The 14567-nt window shown below is 72.8% G+C and carries 14 protein-coding genes; 9 read left to right on the top strand and 5 right to left on the bottom strand.

The window, feature by feature from the left end; all coding sequences use genetic code 11:
- Positions 1–118 precede the first annotated feature (118 nt).
- Positions 119–277, top strand: a complete 159-nt coding sequence (locus ACZ5GH_RS19325; protein ID WP_464334865.1) for a hypothetical protein — start codon at positions 119–121, stop codon at positions 275–277.
- Positions 278–387: 110 nt separating this feature from the next.
- Positions 388–2115: an IS1634 family transposase gene (locus tag ACZ5GH_RS19320; protein WP_464334864.1), complete on the top strand. Its 1728-nt coding sequence runs from the start codon at positions 388–390 to the stop codon at positions 2113–2115.
- Between the two features lie 84 nt (positions 2116–2199).
- Here the strand turns inward: ACZ5GH_RS19320 and ACZ5GH_RS19315 are convergent, their stop codons facing one another.
- The 4 genes from ACZ5GH_RS19315 to ACZ5GH_RS19300 all read right to left on the bottom strand — a co-directional run bounded on the left by ACZ5GH_RS19315 (position 2200) and on the right by ACZ5GH_RS19300 (position 5159).
- Complete coding sequence (locus tag ACZ5GH_RS19315) at positions 2200–2475, bottom strand: hypothetical protein (protein WP_464334863.1); 276 nt, start codon at positions 2473–2475, stop codon at positions 2200–2202.
- A 103-nt stretch (positions 2476–2578) separates the two neighbouring features.
- Positions 2579–2962 carry a plasmid mobilization relaxosome protein MobC gene (locus tag ACZ5GH_RS19310; RefSeq protein ID WP_459646993.1) on the bottom strand — a complete coding sequence of 128 codons (384 nt, stop codon included), beginning with the start codon at positions 2960–2962 and terminating at the stop codon, positions 2579–2581.
- A gap of 390 nt (positions 2963–3352) precedes the next feature.
- The gene (locus tag ACZ5GH_RS19305; protein WP_464334862.1) at positions 3353–4804 is read right to left on the bottom strand and encodes a DUF3631 domain-containing protein; all 1452 of its coding nucleotides are present in this window, start codon (positions 4802–4804) and stop codon (positions 3353–3355) included.
- A 139-nt stretch (positions 4805–4943) separates the two neighbouring features.
- A complete protein-coding gene (locus ACZ5GH_RS19300) occupies positions 4944–5159 on the bottom strand; it encodes a helix-turn-helix transcriptional regulator (RefSeq protein WP_459646995.1) in 216 nt (71 codons plus the stop codon).
- A gap of 670 nt (positions 5160–5829) precedes the next feature.
- Between ACZ5GH_RS19300 and ACZ5GH_RS19295 the strand changes: the two genes are divergently transcribed.
- On the top strand, positions 5830–7125 hold the full coding sequence (locus ACZ5GH_RS19295; protein WP_464334861.1) for a tyrosine-type recombinase/integrase: 1296 nt from the start codon (positions 5830–5832) through the stop codon (positions 7123–7125).
- A 71-nt stretch (positions 7126–7196) separates the two neighbouring features.
- Here the strand turns inward: ACZ5GH_RS19295 and ACZ5GH_RS19290 are convergent, their stop codons facing one another.
- Positions 7197–7835, bottom strand: a complete 639-nt coding sequence (locus tag ACZ5GH_RS19290; RefSeq protein ID WP_464334860.1) for an ATP-binding protein — start codon at positions 7833–7835, stop codon at positions 7197–7199.
- Positions 7836–8065: 230 nt separating this feature from the next.
- On the opposite strand from ACZ5GH_RS19290, the gene ACZ5GH_RS19285 reads away from it, so the two are divergent.
- The 6 genes from ACZ5GH_RS19285 to efeB all read left to right on the top strand — a co-directional run bounded on the left by ACZ5GH_RS19285 (position 8066) and on the right by efeB (position 14487).
- A complete protein-coding gene (locus ACZ5GH_RS19285) occupies positions 8066–8881 on the top strand; it encodes a hypothetical protein (RefSeq protein ID WP_387758974.1) in 816 nt (271 codons plus the stop codon).
- A gap of 183 nt (positions 8882–9064) precedes the next feature.
- Positions 9065–9814 carry a YcnI family copper-binding membrane protein gene (locus ACZ5GH_RS19280; RefSeq protein ID WP_387758973.1) on the top strand — a complete coding sequence of 250 codons (750 nt, stop codon included), beginning with the start codon at positions 9065–9067 and terminating at the stop codon, positions 9812–9814.
- A gap of 79 nt (positions 9815–9893) precedes the next feature.
- Positions 9894–10562 (top strand): SCO family protein, encoded by a 669-nt coding sequence (locus tag ACZ5GH_RS19275; RefSeq protein WP_387758972.1) that lies wholly within the window; start codon positions 9894–9896, stop codon positions 10560–10562.
- Positions 10559–11071 carry a copper chaperone PCu(A)C gene (locus ACZ5GH_RS19270; protein WP_387758971.1) on the top strand — a complete coding sequence of 171 codons (513 nt, stop codon included), beginning with the start codon at positions 10559–10561 and terminating at the stop codon, positions 11069–11071. Before ACZ5GH_RS19275 ends, ACZ5GH_RS19270 begins: the two co-directional genes overlap by 4 nt.
- 12 nt (positions 11072–11083) lie before the next feature.
- Positions 11084–13153, top strand: coding sequence for a FixH family protein (locus ACZ5GH_RS19265; RefSeq protein ID WP_464334859.1), 2070 nt, complete (start codon positions 11084–11086; stop codon positions 13151–13153).
- Positions 13150–14487, top strand: coding sequence for an iron uptake transporter deferrochelatase/peroxidase subunit (efeB, locus tag ACZ5GH_RS19260; protein ID WP_464334858.1), 1338 nt, complete (start codon positions 13150–13152; stop codon positions 14485–14487). Before ACZ5GH_RS19265 ends, efeB begins: the two co-directional genes overlap by 4 nt.
- Positions 14488–14567 lie beyond the last annotated feature (80 nt).

Below are 14567 nucleotides of genomic sequence, written 5' to 3'. Positions count from 1 at the left end.
TAAGTTGACCCTGACCTGGGCGTTTGATCGGGATCTCTCGTTAGATGCATGATTCTTCCGCCTGGCGAGAGGGGTGGAAGTGGCTGACGGTGGGTCCGAGATCGCGGGTTCTGCCCGGTTGGAGTTGATCAGCGGCGTACGCCTGCTGCATCCGGAGGACGCGGTGCTGGAGGCGATGCTGAAGGGGTGGGAACGCCAGCAGCTGGGCGGGAAAGGGCTTCAGGACAAGACCCGCGTTCCGCGTAATTCGGGGGGTCTGGAGTTCCTGCCGGGTTGAAGGTGCAGGTCAGTGGGTTGGTGGCTGGTGACGTAGTCGGATTCGCCTAGAGACGCGATTTTGCGGATTCGCCTGCGCCGACCTGGAGTTGGTCCGTAGGGTCTGGAGTCGTGTACGTGAAGACGACGAAGCGGGAGAACAAGTCCGGCACGGTCCGGTACCTGCACCTGGCCCACAACGAGTGGGATCCGGTGAAGGGCCGGGCGGTCCCGAAGGTCCTGTTCACGTTCGGCCGTGAGGACGACCTCGACCGGGACGCGGTCAAGCGCCTGGTCGCGTCTCTATCGAGGCTGCTGGAGCCGGGTGAGGCACTGGCGTCGACGGCGGCGGGTGACCTGGAGTTCGTCTCGTCGGTCCCGTTCGGCGGCACCTACGTCCTCGACCAATTCTGGCGGCGGCTGAGGATCGACAGGATCGTCGGGCAGGTCGGGCAGCCCAAACGGGGCCGGCGCCGGGACATGTCGGTGACCGAGCGGGTGCTGTTCTCCCTGGTCGCGAACCGGGCCCTGGCGCCGTCGTCGAAGCTGGCCGCCGCGGACTGGGTCACGCACGACGTGCACGTCGAGGGCCTGCCGGCCACCGACGACGACGCCTGCTACCGGGCGATGGACTGGCTCCACGAGGTGACCGACGACCTGGAGAAGCGGGTGTTCGACGAGGTCGCGAACCTCCTCAACCTCGAGGTCGACCTGCTGTTCTTCGACACCACCAGCACCTACTTCGAGCTGGAGGAGGCTGACGAACCCGTTGCCCGCGACGCCAAGGGCCGCCTCCTGACGGATGACGGCCCAACCGCCGAAGAGGACGGCGAGTCCGCGGAGCAGGCCGGGTTCCGCACCTTCGGCAAATCGAAGGACTCCCGCGACGACCTGCCGCAGATCGTGATCGGGATGGCCGTCACCAGGGACGGGACCCCGGTCCGCGTCTGGTCCTGGCCCGGCAACACCGGTGACCAGAAGCTGATCCGGCAGGTCAAGGACGACATGCGGGACTGGACCCTGAGCAAGATCGTGTGGGTCACCGACCGGGGATTCTCCAGCGAACGCAACCGCCGCTACCTCCGCCAGGGCGACCACGCCTACATCGTCGGCGAGAAACTCCGCTCCGGCAGCCCGGAGGTGAAGGCCGCCCTGTCCCGCCAGGGCCGCTACAGCGAGATCGCCGGGAACATGCGGGTCAAGGAGGTGCGGATCTCCGACACCGAACGGTTCGTGATCTGCCACAACCCCGAAGCCGCCACCCGTGACCAGCACATACGCGAACAGCTCGTCTCCCAGCTCACGACCCTGATCGAAGGCACCGACAAGCTCAGCGACTTCAAGCGTGGCGAACTCCGCGGCAAGCTCGCCGACAAGCCCGGCCTCAACCGCTACCTCCGCACCACCCCGGCCGGCAAGCTCCGCATCGACACCGCGAAGATCAAGGCCGAGGAGAACCTCGACGGCAAGTACCTGCTGCGATGCTCCGACCCGCAGTTGTCGGCCGAGGACATCGCCCTCGGCTACAAGCAACTCCTTGAAGTCGAGCGGGGCTGGCGGGACATGAAACAGATCATCGACCTGCGGCCCGTCTATCACCGGCTCGAGGAGCGCATACGCGCACACGTCGTCCTCTGCTGGCTCGCCCTGCTGCTGATCCGCATCATCGAGACCACCACCGACGCGACCTGGACGACCGTCCGCCGCGAGCTCGACCGGCTCCACCTTGGCACGTTCACCGGCCCTACCGGCCTGTTCCGACAGGTCACCACCCTCACCAAGCCCCAGGCCGACCTCCTGGCCAAGCTCGGCATCCCCGCACCGAAGCAGATCATCGCCCTCGAACCCGCACCCCGCTGACCAGCACAAACACCAGCGCCTAGAGAAACGACTCTCAGGCGCCCTCACCTATGTCCGCGCAGGTCACACCCCAGATCCGCAACTCTAGGCCGCTGAATTACGCGGAACGCAGGTGGGGGCGATTCCGGTGGCGCGCAGGATGCGCCGGGCGATGGCGGCCCACTCGGTGTCGGAGACGATGCGGTCCTCGGGTGCCGCCCGCACGGAGCAGTGCCATACGGTCGTGGGCGGCCGGTTCTCGGGCCCAAGGGCGTTGACGGGCAGGTCGAGTTGGGCGGCGAGCTTGGCGATGGTGTCCCTGGGGCCGCGCTTGCGGTCTGGGGCGGGGTCGGGGGCGAAGCCGTTCCACGAGGCGATCATGTGTGGGTCCTCGTGCTCGTCGGCCCTGCCCGGCCCGTAGAGGTACTGGATGAGGGCGTAGGTGCCGCCGGGGTTGTGGTCGATGCTGGGGATCAGCTCGCGTTCACCTTCCGATGATCGAGGCGGCGGCCGTGTCGATGCCCTCCAGGGTCTGCACGACGCGGTCGAAGACGTGTTGCAGGTGGGGCGGGGGTGTGCCGCCGACCCACAGGTTGTGGGCGATCTGGTTGAGGTTGTTGCCGATGGCGGCGGCCTGCCGGTCGGCCTCCATCAGCTCCTCCAGGAGGCGGCGGATGTCGGCGACGGCGGCCTCGGGGTTGTCGCTGCGGGCTGCGGCCACGGTGACGGCGGCGGCGTAGCCGCCGGGCTTGAGGCCGCTCGCCGAAGCAGCGGCCTGGACGTCAGCCCATTCCTCGTCGCTGAAGACCGGATGGCAGCGGTTGCGGCGGCGAATCTTCAGGTACTGGCGGTGCCGAATCCCGGGCATGACGCCCGAATCGCGCTCGGCGCGGCTGACGGAACCGACCGGCTGCGGCACATCTTCCACCGGCACCCCTGGGGCGGAAGCGGCGACGGCCGGCGCCCCCTCGGGGGCGGCGGCGCCGTGTGGACTCCACACGGCCCAACTTGCTGCCACGCGGCCCTCGGTTCCTTGCTGCGATGGGGAGTTGACGTCGATGGTCGGGTCGGTGTCTCGGTGCACTCATGGGTCCTTACGAGTCGGGAGGTGGTCGGGGTGCCGCCCCGGGCCCGTTCGGGGGCCAGGGCGGCGGGTACCGGCGGACCGGTTGCACTCGTCGCACTCGTCCCCGGGCAGGCCGGACGGGCGCGAGAGCGCAGAGGGTGGGACGAGTGGGACGGGCTCAGCGGGGCTGGGTCAGGCCGCGCTGTCTCCTTCGGCCTGCGGCAGTGCGGGCTCGGGGCAGTAGCGTCGCCACGGGTCGAGGAAGTCGTTCCGGACGAAGCCCTTGGCCTGCCGGAAGTCGGGGAAGCGGATGTTGGACGAGGAGACGCCGAAGTCCTTGAGCAGGAGCTGAAGTCCGCGCGCGGTCAGACCGCTGACGCCGAACTCCGCCCATGGCGCCTCCTCCAACGCCCGCAGCTGGGCGAGGAGGGTGGCGGTGGCGAGCGCCGGCGGATGACCGAGGGCGGTGAACACGGTCCGGATGTCCTGCAGGATCCGGATCTTGGCGCCGTCCCCGTCGTCGTCCAGACCGGCCTCGTGGGCGCACATCGCCGCGCACGCGGCGCGTGCGGTGGCGGGCCAGTGACCGCCGGCCAGGTCGGCGACGATCACCAGTGGTTCCCACGTGTCGGCGGCGCGGTCGGTCACCGGCATGGCGGGCAGCATCCCCACGGCCTTCGGCAGCAGCGGGCGGAGCCAGTCGGCGACGCGGTCGCGCAGGTCGTGGAGCGGTTTGGTGTCGAGGGCCGAGCGGAACGGCTGCACGGTCTCGCCCGGTGCGCGGCGGCGCATCCGGACGACCACCGAGCGGTCCATGATCGTGTCGGGGAGATCGCCGATCCCCGCCAGGGCGGCCATCGCGAAGGTCGGGAACTTGCCCGGCCTCATGTCCGGTCCGTTGCCGACCATGCGGATCGCCGGACGGTTGCGCTGGTGACCGGCGTTCAGCACCCCACGCAGTTCCTCGTTCCGCTCGGCGGCCTTCGACGTGCCGAACAGCGTGTCGGCCTCGTCCACCAGCAGGGTCGGCGGGTCCTCGGTGATCGAGCGGAAGACCGCGGGCAGGCTGGCGTTCACCGTGATGAGCGGGTCGTGGACCGTCTCGGTGACGATGTCCAGTAGTCGCGACTTGCCGCAGCGCTTCGCCGGACCGACCACCGCCAACCGGGGCGCGTGCTGCCACGCCGGCTGTCCGTGCGTGGCAGCCACCCACAGCGTCACCGCGTCCAGCGCGTGCGGGGACGGCAGCACGACGAACCGGGCGAGCGTGGACCGCAGCTCGTCCAGCAGCACCGCGCCCGGGTCCACACGGACCACCGGGACCGCCTCCGGACCGGACGGAACCACCGGACCGTGATCCGGACCGAACCGGACCACCGGACCGTCGTCCGGACCGGACGGGACCGGACCGTCCGCGACGGCGGTCCCCTTCTGCGGACCGGCGGTCCGGGACGAACCCGCAGGCCGGTCCGCCGGTCCGTCCCCGTCCGGCGGAATGGTCCGGGACCGGTCCCCGTGTTCCGCGACATGCTGCGGACCGTCCCCAGGACTGGTCCCCATGTTCGGACCGTCCGCAGCGGACGGACCATGGCCGTCCCCAGAGTCCGCAGCCGATACCGGTCCCGTCGAAGGTGTAGAAGGCATGCTCTCCAAGGAGTCTCCTAACTGCGGTCCCGGACCGTGGAGTCCTGGACCGCCGAGTTGAGCGGTGATGTGAGGAAGGGCCGTACGGTCCGCCGACGCGCTGGGCGACGGGGACGAAAGCTGACCGTGCAGGCGGTGCTCAGGCGGCGCGGCCTGAGCTCAGGTCGTCCAGCCATGCCTCCACCTCGGTCCAGCGGTAGCGCAGGTGCCGGCCGACCTTGATCGCCTTCGGGCCTTGCCCTCGGTGCTTCCACCCGTAGATGGTGTCGAGCGGCACCTGCAGGTGGTCGGCGAGCTCCTGGGCGGTGGCCAGCGGGCGGCGGTCGGTAGTGGTGGCGCGGAAGGGCTTGGTCACGAATCTCCGATGGGCAGGGAACAAGGGCAGGCCGAAATAGGCGGTCCCTTTCGGGCCGCCTGCTCGGGTGAGCGGTGGAAGTTCAACAGGAGATCGGAGAGTTTCCTAAAAAGGCCGCCAGACCCCCTTGCGAGAGCCTCCTGCGAACGCGATCCGGGCAGTATGCCCGGCCTGCGGCTCGCGACCTAAAAAGGGCCGAGCATCGCCCACCCTGGCTGGGTGCACGAAGTCGCCGCCCGCAGGTGACGGCGCCCATTGAAACCGTAGGAGCCGGAATATCTTCCGTGCAAGGACTTCGGGAAGATCGCGGAAAAGATCTTGCTGAGTGCGCCCGGCCAGCGCGCTTGGGCCACCAGCCCCCCCCCCCCCCCCCCCCCCCCCCCCCCGCGCGAGGGCGCGTGACCCAGGTCACTACCGCATGCCCCTCTCGCGAAGGTTCGCGGATTTCCCGGGACTATCTGACACTATTTGGCACTATCGGGCACTGGCGGGACGATCGAGCACCGTCCATTTGACAAAAGCCCGCCGGTCGATGAATATCCAACACCCGCCCGAAGCCAGCGCTGATCTCGGCTTATCGGATCTGCGGTTCGCCCGCGAGAAAAATCCACCATTGCCCCACCGCCGCCCATCGGCCGCGTATCTCCATGTCTCCGACCGAAGGAGTCGAATGGCCACCGTCTACGACACCTGGCACAAGACCTACCCCCGCCCGACTGACAAGCCCTGCCGCGAGCACAAGGGCAAGTACCCGACCGCCGACCACGGCAAGGGCAAGCGCTGGCAGGTTCGCTACCGCGACCCCGACGACGTCCAGCGCAAGGAGGACTTCGAGCTCAAGACCAAGGCCGATGACCGCGCCGCCGAGCTCAAGGTCACGCTCAAGGACGGCACTTACATCGACCCGAACGCGGGCAAGACGACCGTGGCCGAGTACGCCGAGACGTGGCTGGAGGCCGTCACTCCCGGCCCGACCACCCTGGAGCGCTACGACGGCGTGGTCCGCAACCACATCGTGGCCCGCCTGGGGAACTTGGAGCTTCGGGCGCTCAAGCCGACCACGATCAAGCGCTGGATAAGGCGGCTTCAGGACGAAGGGTTCGCCTCGTCCAGCATCGGCTGGTACGGCTCCGTCCTGATCATGATGCTGGATGCGGCAGTTGACGACGGCGCGATCGCCACCAACCCCTGCCGGGCGAAGTCGGTGAGCTTCCCGAAGGTGGAGAAGGAGCCGGTCGTCCCGTGGTCCGTGGAGCGCGTCCACGCGGTCATCAACGGTCTGCCGGAGCGCTTCCAGGCCGGCGGCTCCGTCGCGTTCGGCTGCGGGCTCCGACAGGGCGAGGTCTTCGCTCTCTCCGTCGACGACATCGACTTCCGCCGCCGCATGGTGACGGTACGTCGGCAGGTGCGCTTCGTGGCGAAGACGATGGTGTTCGCGCTGCCGAAGGGCGGCAAGGTCCGACAGATCCCGCTACCCGATGGGCTGGCAAGGGCCTTGAAGGCCCACATGAAGAAGTTTCCGCCGACTCGGGTCACGCTCCCCTGGCGCCTCGCCGACGGCGACGACCATACGGCGAACCTGCTCTTCACCGACGAGAACGCCAAGCCGTACCACCGCAGCGTCTTCAACGCGGGCGCCTGGAAGCTCGCGCTCGTCGCGGCCGGGGTGATCCCGCCGCGCGAGAAGGGGGCGAAGTACTTCCAGGCGGCCCCGGACGACGGCATGCACGCCCTGCGGCATGCCTACGCCTCGGTGCTGCTGGATGCCGGAGAGACGATCAAGGCGCTCGCGGCCTACCTCGGCCACAGCGACCCGGGCTTCACGCTTCGGACCTACACCCACCTGATGCCGACGAGCGAGTCGCGGACCCGCTCGGCGATCGACAGGGTGCTTCCTGGTGCGAAGGCGGGGCACAGCGCGCCGAAATCCGAGGGCATGTGCCCCACGTGTGCCCTGGCGGCCTGATATCTATCTCATACCTGCTTCGACCCGGGCCCTGATAGTGGCCATTCGTGCAGGTCAGAGGGATACCGACGCTACGACGCCGCCCGCAACAGCGCGCCGTCCTGCCACTTGAGGATCTTGTCGAAGCTGACGATCGCCCCGCGCAGGGGGTGGTTGCGCAGCTGGACGTGGTCGGTGAGGGCGTGGATGAGGAAGAGGCCGCGGCCGGATTCGGCGGTGAGGTCGGGGAGGGCGTCCAGGTCGACCGGGCGCAGGGTGGGGGCGCTGGGGCGGCAGGGCAGGACGTGGGTGTCGTACGGGTGGCCGTCGCGGCGGGGGTGGTGGGCGGCGAGGACGCGGGCCGGGACGGTGGCGCGGCCGCGGCGGGTGCGGCGCGGGGCGCGGCCGGGCAGTGCCGGACGGGCCTGGGCCGGGGCGGCCGGGCGGCGGGCGGGCGCGGCGGCGGGGGCGGGCAGGCCGGGGCCGGAGTCGGTGACCTCGATCCGCAGCCGGTCGCCGCAGATCGAGGCGGTGACCTGGAAGCCGTCGTCGGGCCGCCCGGTGGCGCCGTGCTCGACGGCGTTGGCGCAGGCCTCGGTGAGGGCGACGCCGAGGTCGTCCGCGATCTGCGGGTCGACGCCCGCGGTCGCCATCGCACCGAGCAGGATGCGCCGGGCCAGCGGAACGCTGGCCGGGTCGCGCTTGAGGTGCAGAGTCCACCAGATGTCCACGGGAGGTCCCTCCTGGCTGCGGCTCCACATACAACTAGGTATCTCCGGGCGATTCCCGGGTGAACCGTGCCCGGGGGCCGCTACCGCCCGTTCGGCGGATGGACCGGGGGACGGGGTCTGTGCCGGGCGACGCGTACGCCCCCTCGCACGCCGCGGCCGAAAGGGGCATTCGTAGGGATTTCCCACCCTGCCCGTGTCGGTGGCGTACGCAATGAGAGGATGGCCCGGCCATGACTGCCCTCGCCGCCGCCCCGCTCCCGGGCGCCCCAGGACCGGCCCGGCCGGTGGGGTCCGCCGCCTGGGACCTGCGGCTTGCCCGGGCGGTCCCGTTCGCGCTGGTGTGCACCCTGATCGCGGCCGCCGGGCACGCCCTGGCGGGCGGCGGGAACGTGCCGCCGACCGCGCTGGCGCTGGGCTTCGCCGCGGTGCTGGCGTTCGCGGCGGTCTGCGGCGGGCGGGAGCGTTCGCTGGCGGCCATTGCCGGGGCGCTGGGCGCCGGTCAGCTCGGACTGCACTGCCTCTTCCACGGCTTCGACGGCTCGATGCCGGGCATGCACCACGGCGGCTCCGGTCCGCTGACCGTGCCGCAGGTGGCCGGCCGGCTGATCTGCAACGAGGCCCGGCCCGGCACGCTGGTCGGCCTGGCCGGCGGCCCGTCCCCGGAGCAGCTGGTCTCCTCCGCGGGCCTGGATCCGCACGCGTTCGCCGCCGCGCCCTGGTGGCAGGCCGGCCTGTTCGGCATGACGCCGTCGATGCTGGCCGGGCACCTGGGCGCCGCGCTGGTCGCGGGCTGGTGGCTGCGGCGCGGCGAGGCGGCGCTCTGGCGGCTGCTGCGGGTGGCCGCCACGGCGGCCCGGGAGCACTGGGCGGCGCCGCTGCGTACGGCGTTCGCGCTGGTGGCCGCGCTGCTGCGCGGGCTGTTCGGCGTGGCCGGCCCGGCCCGCCGGTTCGGTGCCCGGGGCGGGGAGAGCCTGTTCCCGGCGGGTGCCGTGCTGCGGCACAGCGTGGTGCGGCGCGGCCCGCCGTGCGGGGCCCTCGCGTACTGACCGGCGTCTCCTGGCGGCCCTCCGGCCGTACCGGGTGCCGGTGTGCGCACCGTCCGGCCGTTCCCCGACCACCGGGGCGGCCCGAGGCTCTGCCCCCCACCTCCCCGCGCGCGGCCCCGCGGCACGGCTCACGTCCGTCGCCCGGCACCGGCCGCCGCCGAGCTCCGATCGGAGACCCGCATCATGCGTTCCCTTCCCACCCGCCGTCTCGCCGCCGTCGCCCTCACCGCCGCCGCCTCCGTGGTGGCGCTGGCCGGCCCCGCCTCCGCGCACGTCACCGTGAACCCGGGCGCCGCCTCCCAGGGCGGCTACACGGCCGTCGACTTCCGGGTGCCGAACGAGAGCGACTCGGCGGGCACGGTGAAGCTGGAGGTCAACCTCCCGCTGGACCACCCGCTGGCCTCGGTCCGGACCCTGCCGCTGCCGGGCTGGACCGCCACGGTCGAGAAGGCCAAGCTCGACAAGCCGATCAAGGTGCACGGCAACGACGTCACCGAGGCCGTCTCCAAGATCACCTGGACCGCCGACACCGGCACCAGGATCGCCCCCGGCCAGTTCCAGGAGTTCCGGGTCTCGCTCGGCCCGCTGCCGACCGACACCGACAACCTGGTCTTCAAGACGCTCCAGACCTACGACAACGGCGACGTCGCCCGCTGGATCGACGAGAGCAAGGACGGCCAGCCCGAGCCGGCCAAGCCCGCGCCCGTCCTGAAGCTCACCAAGGCCGCCGCGGGCGACGGCCACGGCGTCACCGCCTCGCCGGCCGCCGGCGCCCACGGGGACAGCTCCGACCACGCCGCCGCCTCCGGCGACGCCGACTCCGGCGACTCCACCGCCCGCACGCTGGGCGTGGTCGGCATCGTGGTCGGCGTGATCGGCACCGCCGTCGGCGTGCTCGGCCTGCGCCGCAGGAGCGGCGGCTCCGCCTCCTGATCCCCGCGCCGGCGGGGCCGCGTCCCTCCACCGGGCGCGGCCCCGCCGGCGGTCCCACCCCCGCACGATCGGAACTCCCATGCCCCGCACCACCCGCACCACCCGGCTGGCCGGCGCCGCCGCCCTCGCGCTGGCCGCCGCCCTGACGCTCTCCGCCTGCGGCTCCTCCGGCGGCGGCTCCACCGCCGCCAAGGTCACCCGGCAGAAGGAGGACACCCCGTACCAGGGCACCAAGCTCGCCAAGAACTTCGAGAAGCCGGACCTCCAGCTGACCGACACCTCCGGCCAGCCCTTCGACCTGCGCCGGCAGACCAACGGCAAGGCCACCCTGCTGTTCTTCGGCTACACCAGCTGCCCGGACGTCTGCCCGACCACCATGGGCGACATCGGCGTCGCGATGAAGGCGCTCTCCCCCGAGGACCGGCAGAAGGTCAACGTCGTCTTCGTCTCCACCGACCCGCAGCGCGACACCCCGAAGGTGCTGCGCACCTGGCTGGACTCGATGGGCAGCGACTTCATAGGCCTCACCGGGGACCTGGCCAAGGTGAAGACCGCCGCCAAGTCGCTCGGCATCATGATCGAGGACCCGGTGGTCAACGGGGACGGCACGGTCACCTCCACCCACGGCGCGCAGGTGCTGGCCTTCCTCCCCTCGGACGACAAGGCGCACGTGCTCTACATGAGCGGCACCGAGGAGAAGACCTACGAGCACGACCTGCCGCTGCTCGCCAAGGGGGTCGCGGCGTGACCCCGGCGCAGACCGGAACCCGCCGCTTCCGCCGCAGCGCCCTGCTCGGCGCCGTCGTCGCGACGGCCCTGGGCGGCGGCGCCATCCTGGCCGCCTGCGGGACGGACGCCGGCTCCGGCGGCCAGGGCGGTGCCGGCGGCCCGGCCCGGCTCAGCGTCGCCGACAGCTACGTCCCGCTGCCCCCGGCCGGCGGCATGGCGGCCGGCTACCTGACGGTCCGCAACGACGGCGGGCAGGACCAGCTGCTCAAGGTGACCAGCCCGGCCGCCGAATCGGTCACCATGCACCGCTCGACCGAGTCGACGATGAAGCAGGTGGACAGCCTGGACGTGCCCGCGCACGGCGCCCTGCAGCTCGCCCGGGGCGGCAACCACCTCATGATCACGGGGTGGCGGAAGGCCCCGGTCCTCGGCGACGAGCTGGAGCTCGACCTCACCTTCGCCAAGTCCGGCACCATCTCCGTCAAGGTGCCGGTCAAGGAGCTCACCTACCGCCCGAACCAGAGTTAGGGGACCGCCACCATGCAGTCGGTCGGCCTGGAGAAGGCCACCCACCGCCGGACCGCCGGGGTGCTCGGAGTGCTCGGCGCCCTGCTCGCGCTGATGCTCGCGGGCGCCGGGCCGGCCTCCGCGCACGCCGTCCTGGATTCCACCGACCCGCGGCAGAACTCGGTGGTCGCCACCGCCCCGCAGGCGGTGACGCTGACCTTCAGCGAGTCCGTCTCGCTCTCCGGCGACTCCGTCCGGGTGCTCGACCCGGCTGGCAAGGCCGTGGACACCGGCGACCCGGCGCACGCCGACGGCAAGGGCAACACCGCCCGGGTCGGGCTGCGGAGCGGGCTGGCCAACGGCACCTACACGGTGGCCTGGCGGGCCGTCTCGGACGACTCGCACCCGGTCGGCGGGGCGTTCACCTTCTCGATCGGCGCGCCCTCGGACACCTCGGTGTCGGCCACCGCGCTCCAGGACGTCGAGGCCGACGGCCTGGTCGCCGCCCTGTACGGCACCGGCCGCACCGTCGCGTACACCGCCTTCGCCCTGCTGGCCGGCGTCGCCGCCTTCGTGCTGGTCTGCTGGCCGGCCGGCACCGCCCGGCGCCGGGTGCAGCGGCTGCTGATGACCGGCTGGACGGCGCTGCTGGTCTCCACCGTGGCGGTGCTGATGCTGCGCGGCCCGTACGAGCGCGGCTCGGGTGTCGGGCAGGCCTTCGACCTGTCGCTGATCCGCGCCACGCTGGACGAGCGGATCGGCACCGCGCTGGCCGCCCGGCTGCTGCTGCTCGCGGCGGGCGGGGTGTTCCTGTCGCTGCTGGTCGGACAGCTGGGGCAGCCGCCGCGGCCCGTCGTCCCGCAGCCGCGGGACGAGGCGGAGCGCGACTCCGACGGCTCCGACGGCTCCGACGGCTCCGGCAGCCCGGTGGCGTCCGAGGAGGACGCCGAGGCGGCCGAGCTGCGCGAACTGCGCGAGCTGGAGCAGCGGGCCGCCGAACGGCCGCAGCGCGAGGTCCGGCTCGGCCTCGGCGTGGCCGGGCTGGTGCTGGCGGTCGCCCTCTCGGCGACCTGGGTCGGCGCCGACCACGCCTCGGTGGGCATCCAGGTCTGGCTGGCGCTGCCGCTCGGCATCCTGCACCTGCTCGCCATGGCGCTCTGGCTGGGCGGGCTGGCCGCGCTGCTGGTCGCCCTGCGCGAGGGCGTCGGCGCCGAGGTGGTGGACCGCTTCTCGAAGATCGCCTTCGGCTCGGTGGCCGTGCTGGCCGCCACCGGGATCTACCAGTCCTGGCGCGGCCTGGGCAGCTGGGGCGCGCTGACCGGCACCGAGTACGGGCGGCTGCTGCTGGTGAAGAGCGGCTGCGTGGTCGCGATGCTCGGCGTCGCCTGGATGTCCCGTTCCTGGCTGGCCAGGCTGCGCTCGGCCCCGGCCGAGGCGGTGGAGGTCGCCCCGGCCGAACTGCCGGAGCCGGTCGCCGTGGCGGCCCACGGCGAGGACCCGGTCCGGCAGGCCCAGCTGGAGCGCCAGCGGGCCGCCCGGCAGAGCGCCGGACGCGACCGCGGGCTGACTCCGACCCGGGCCGGGCTGCGCCGCTCGGTGCTGGTCGAGGCGCTGGTCGCGGTGGCGGTGCTGGTGGTCACCACGATGCTCACCAACTCCCCGCCCGGGCGGGTGGCGGGCGAGATCAGGGCCGGGGCGGCCGCCGCTCCGGGTGCCGGCGGGGCCGCGGCGGGGGCGGCGCCGCAGACCGAGCCGGGCCGCACCGTCGAGCTCAAGCTCCCGTACGACACCAAGGGCCGGACGCCGAACGCCAAGGGCACCGCGACCGTCACCCTCAACCCGGCCCGGACCGGTCCGAACGAGGTGCGGCTCGCGCTGGACGGCGCGGACGGGCAGCCGGTGGACGTCCCCGAGGTGCAGCTCGCCTTCACCTTGCCGGACCGCGATCTCGGCCCGCTGCCGGTCGCGCTCACCCCGGAGGGCACCGGCCGCTGGACCGGCACCGCGCAGCTGCCGCTGGCGGGCAACTGGGTGGTGTCGGTGCAGGTCCGCTCCTCCGACATCGACCAGACCACCCCGACCCAGCAGTTCAAGATCGGATGAGCGGGGTGACGGACCTCTCGACGGGCCACGGGTCGCCCGACCGCGCCCCGGCGGAGCAGTCGTCGACGGAGCACGCGTCGACGGGCCCCGGGGGCTTCACCCGGCGGGCGCTGCTCGGCACCGCCGGGGCCGGGCTGCTGGCCGGCGCCGGCGCGGGCGTCGCCGGGGCGGTCGCCCTGGAGGGGCGGCCCGGCCCGGCGGCGCTCCCGGCGGGCCCGGCCGGCGGGGCACTGGGCACGGCCCGGGTGCCGTTCCGCGGCGAGCACCAGGCCGGGATCACCGACCCGGCGCAGGCCAGGGTCCAGCTGGCCGCCTTCGACCTGGCCGAGGGCGTCGGCCGGGACGGGCTGCGCACCCTGCTGCAGCGCTGGACGAGGGCGGCCGAGCGGCTGACCGCCGGGGAGCCGGCCGAGGAGTTCGACAACCAGGTCGCGCTGGACGCCGGGCCCTGCTCGCTCACCGTCACGGTCGGCTTCGGGACCGCGCTGTTCGACAAGGCCGGGCTGGCCGACCGCCGCCCGCCCGGGCTCGAACCGCTGCCCGCCTTCCCCGGCGACGCGCTCGACCCGGCCCGCGGCGACGGCGACCTGTTCGTCCAGATCGGCGCGGACGACGCCCTGGTCACGGTGCACGCCCTGCGGGTGCTCCAGCGGCTGGCGGCCGGTACGGCGGCGCAGCGCTGGCAGTCGGCCGGCTTCGCCCGCACCCCCGGCGCCGCCGCCCGGCCGGTGACCGGGCGCAACCTGATGGGCCAGATCGACGGCACCAACAACCCCAGGCCGGACGAGGAGGGCTTCGCCGCCAAGGTGTTCTGCGCCGCCGGCGGCGACCAGCCGGCCTGGCTGGCCGGCGGCTCGTACCTGGTGTTCCGGCGGATCCGGATGCTGCTGGACCACTGGGAGGCGCTGCCGGTGGACCGGCAGGAGCGGGTGATCGGGCGGCGCAAGTCGGACGGCGCCCCGCTCGGCGCGCCGGCGGGGGCCGGCGAGCGGTCCCCGGTCGACCTCTCCGCGCAGGGCCCGGACGGCACCCTGGCGATCCCCGCCGACGCGCACATCCGGGTCGCCGCCCCGGCGGCCAACGGCGGGGCGGCGATGCTGCGGCGCGGCTTCTCGTACCACGACGGGCTGCTGCCGGACGGTTCGCCGGACGCCGGGCTGCTCTTCCTCGCCTTCCAGGCCGACCCGCGCAGGGGCTTCACGCCGGTGCAGCGCAAGCTCTCCCGGGGCGACGGCCTCTCCCGCTTCCTGCGGCACGAGGCCGGCGGCCTGTACGCGCTGCCGCCGGGCGCACCGCCCGGCGGCTACCTCGGCCAGCAGTTGCTGGAGGGGTAGTTCCGCCCGGGTCCGGCGACGGACCCGCGAAGTCCACCGCCGCGGTCCCGGCCACCGGAACGCTTTCCTGCCGGGGCCGC

The organism is Kitasatospora sp. Xyl93, from assembly GCF_055383135.1.
The sequence above is the reverse complement of the archived record's forward strand: the minus strand, read 5'-3'. Positions and strand labels throughout refer to the sequence as shown.

What these genes read in the sequence shown, in the direction of transcription:
- ACZ5GH_RS19315 (WP_464334863.1), bottom strand. Translation starts at nt 2,475, where the DNA reads ATGATCGCCTCGTGGAACGGCTTCGCCCCCGACCCCGCCCCAGACCGC.
- ACZ5GH_RS19310 (WP_459646993.1), bottom strand. Translation starts at nt 2,962, where the DNA reads ATGCCCGGGATTCGGCACCGCCAGTACCTGAAGATTCGCCGCCGCAAC.
- ACZ5GH_RS19305 (WP_464334862.1), bottom strand. Translation starts at nt 4,804, where the DNA reads ATGCCTTCTACACCTTCGACGGGACCGGTATCGGCTGCGGACTCTGGG.
- ACZ5GH_RS19295 (WP_464334861.1), top strand. Translation starts at nt 5,830, where the DNA reads ATGGCCACCGTCTACGACACCTGGCACAAGACCTACCCCCGCCCGACT.
- ACZ5GH_RS19285 (WP_387758974.1), top strand. Translation starts at nt 8,066, where the DNA reads ATGACTGCCCTCGCCGCCGCCCCGCTCCCGGGCGCCCCAGGACCGGCC.
- ACZ5GH_RS19280 (WP_387758973.1), top strand. Translation starts at nt 9,065, where the DNA reads ATGCGTTCCCTTCCCACCCGCCGTCTCGCCGCCGTCGCCCTCACCGCC.
- ACZ5GH_RS19275 (WP_387758972.1), top strand. Translation starts at nt 9,894, where the DNA reads ATGCCCCGCACCACCCGCACCACCCGGCTGGCCGGCGCCGCCGCCCTC.
- ACZ5GH_RS19265 (WP_464334859.1), top strand. Translation starts at nt 11,084, where the DNA reads ATGCAGTCGGTCGGCCTGGAGAAGGCCACCCACCGCCGGACCGCCGGG.
- efeB (WP_464334858.1), top strand. Translation starts at nt 13,150, where the DNA reads ATGAGCGGGGTGACGGACCTCTCGACGGGCCACGGGTCGCCCGACCGC.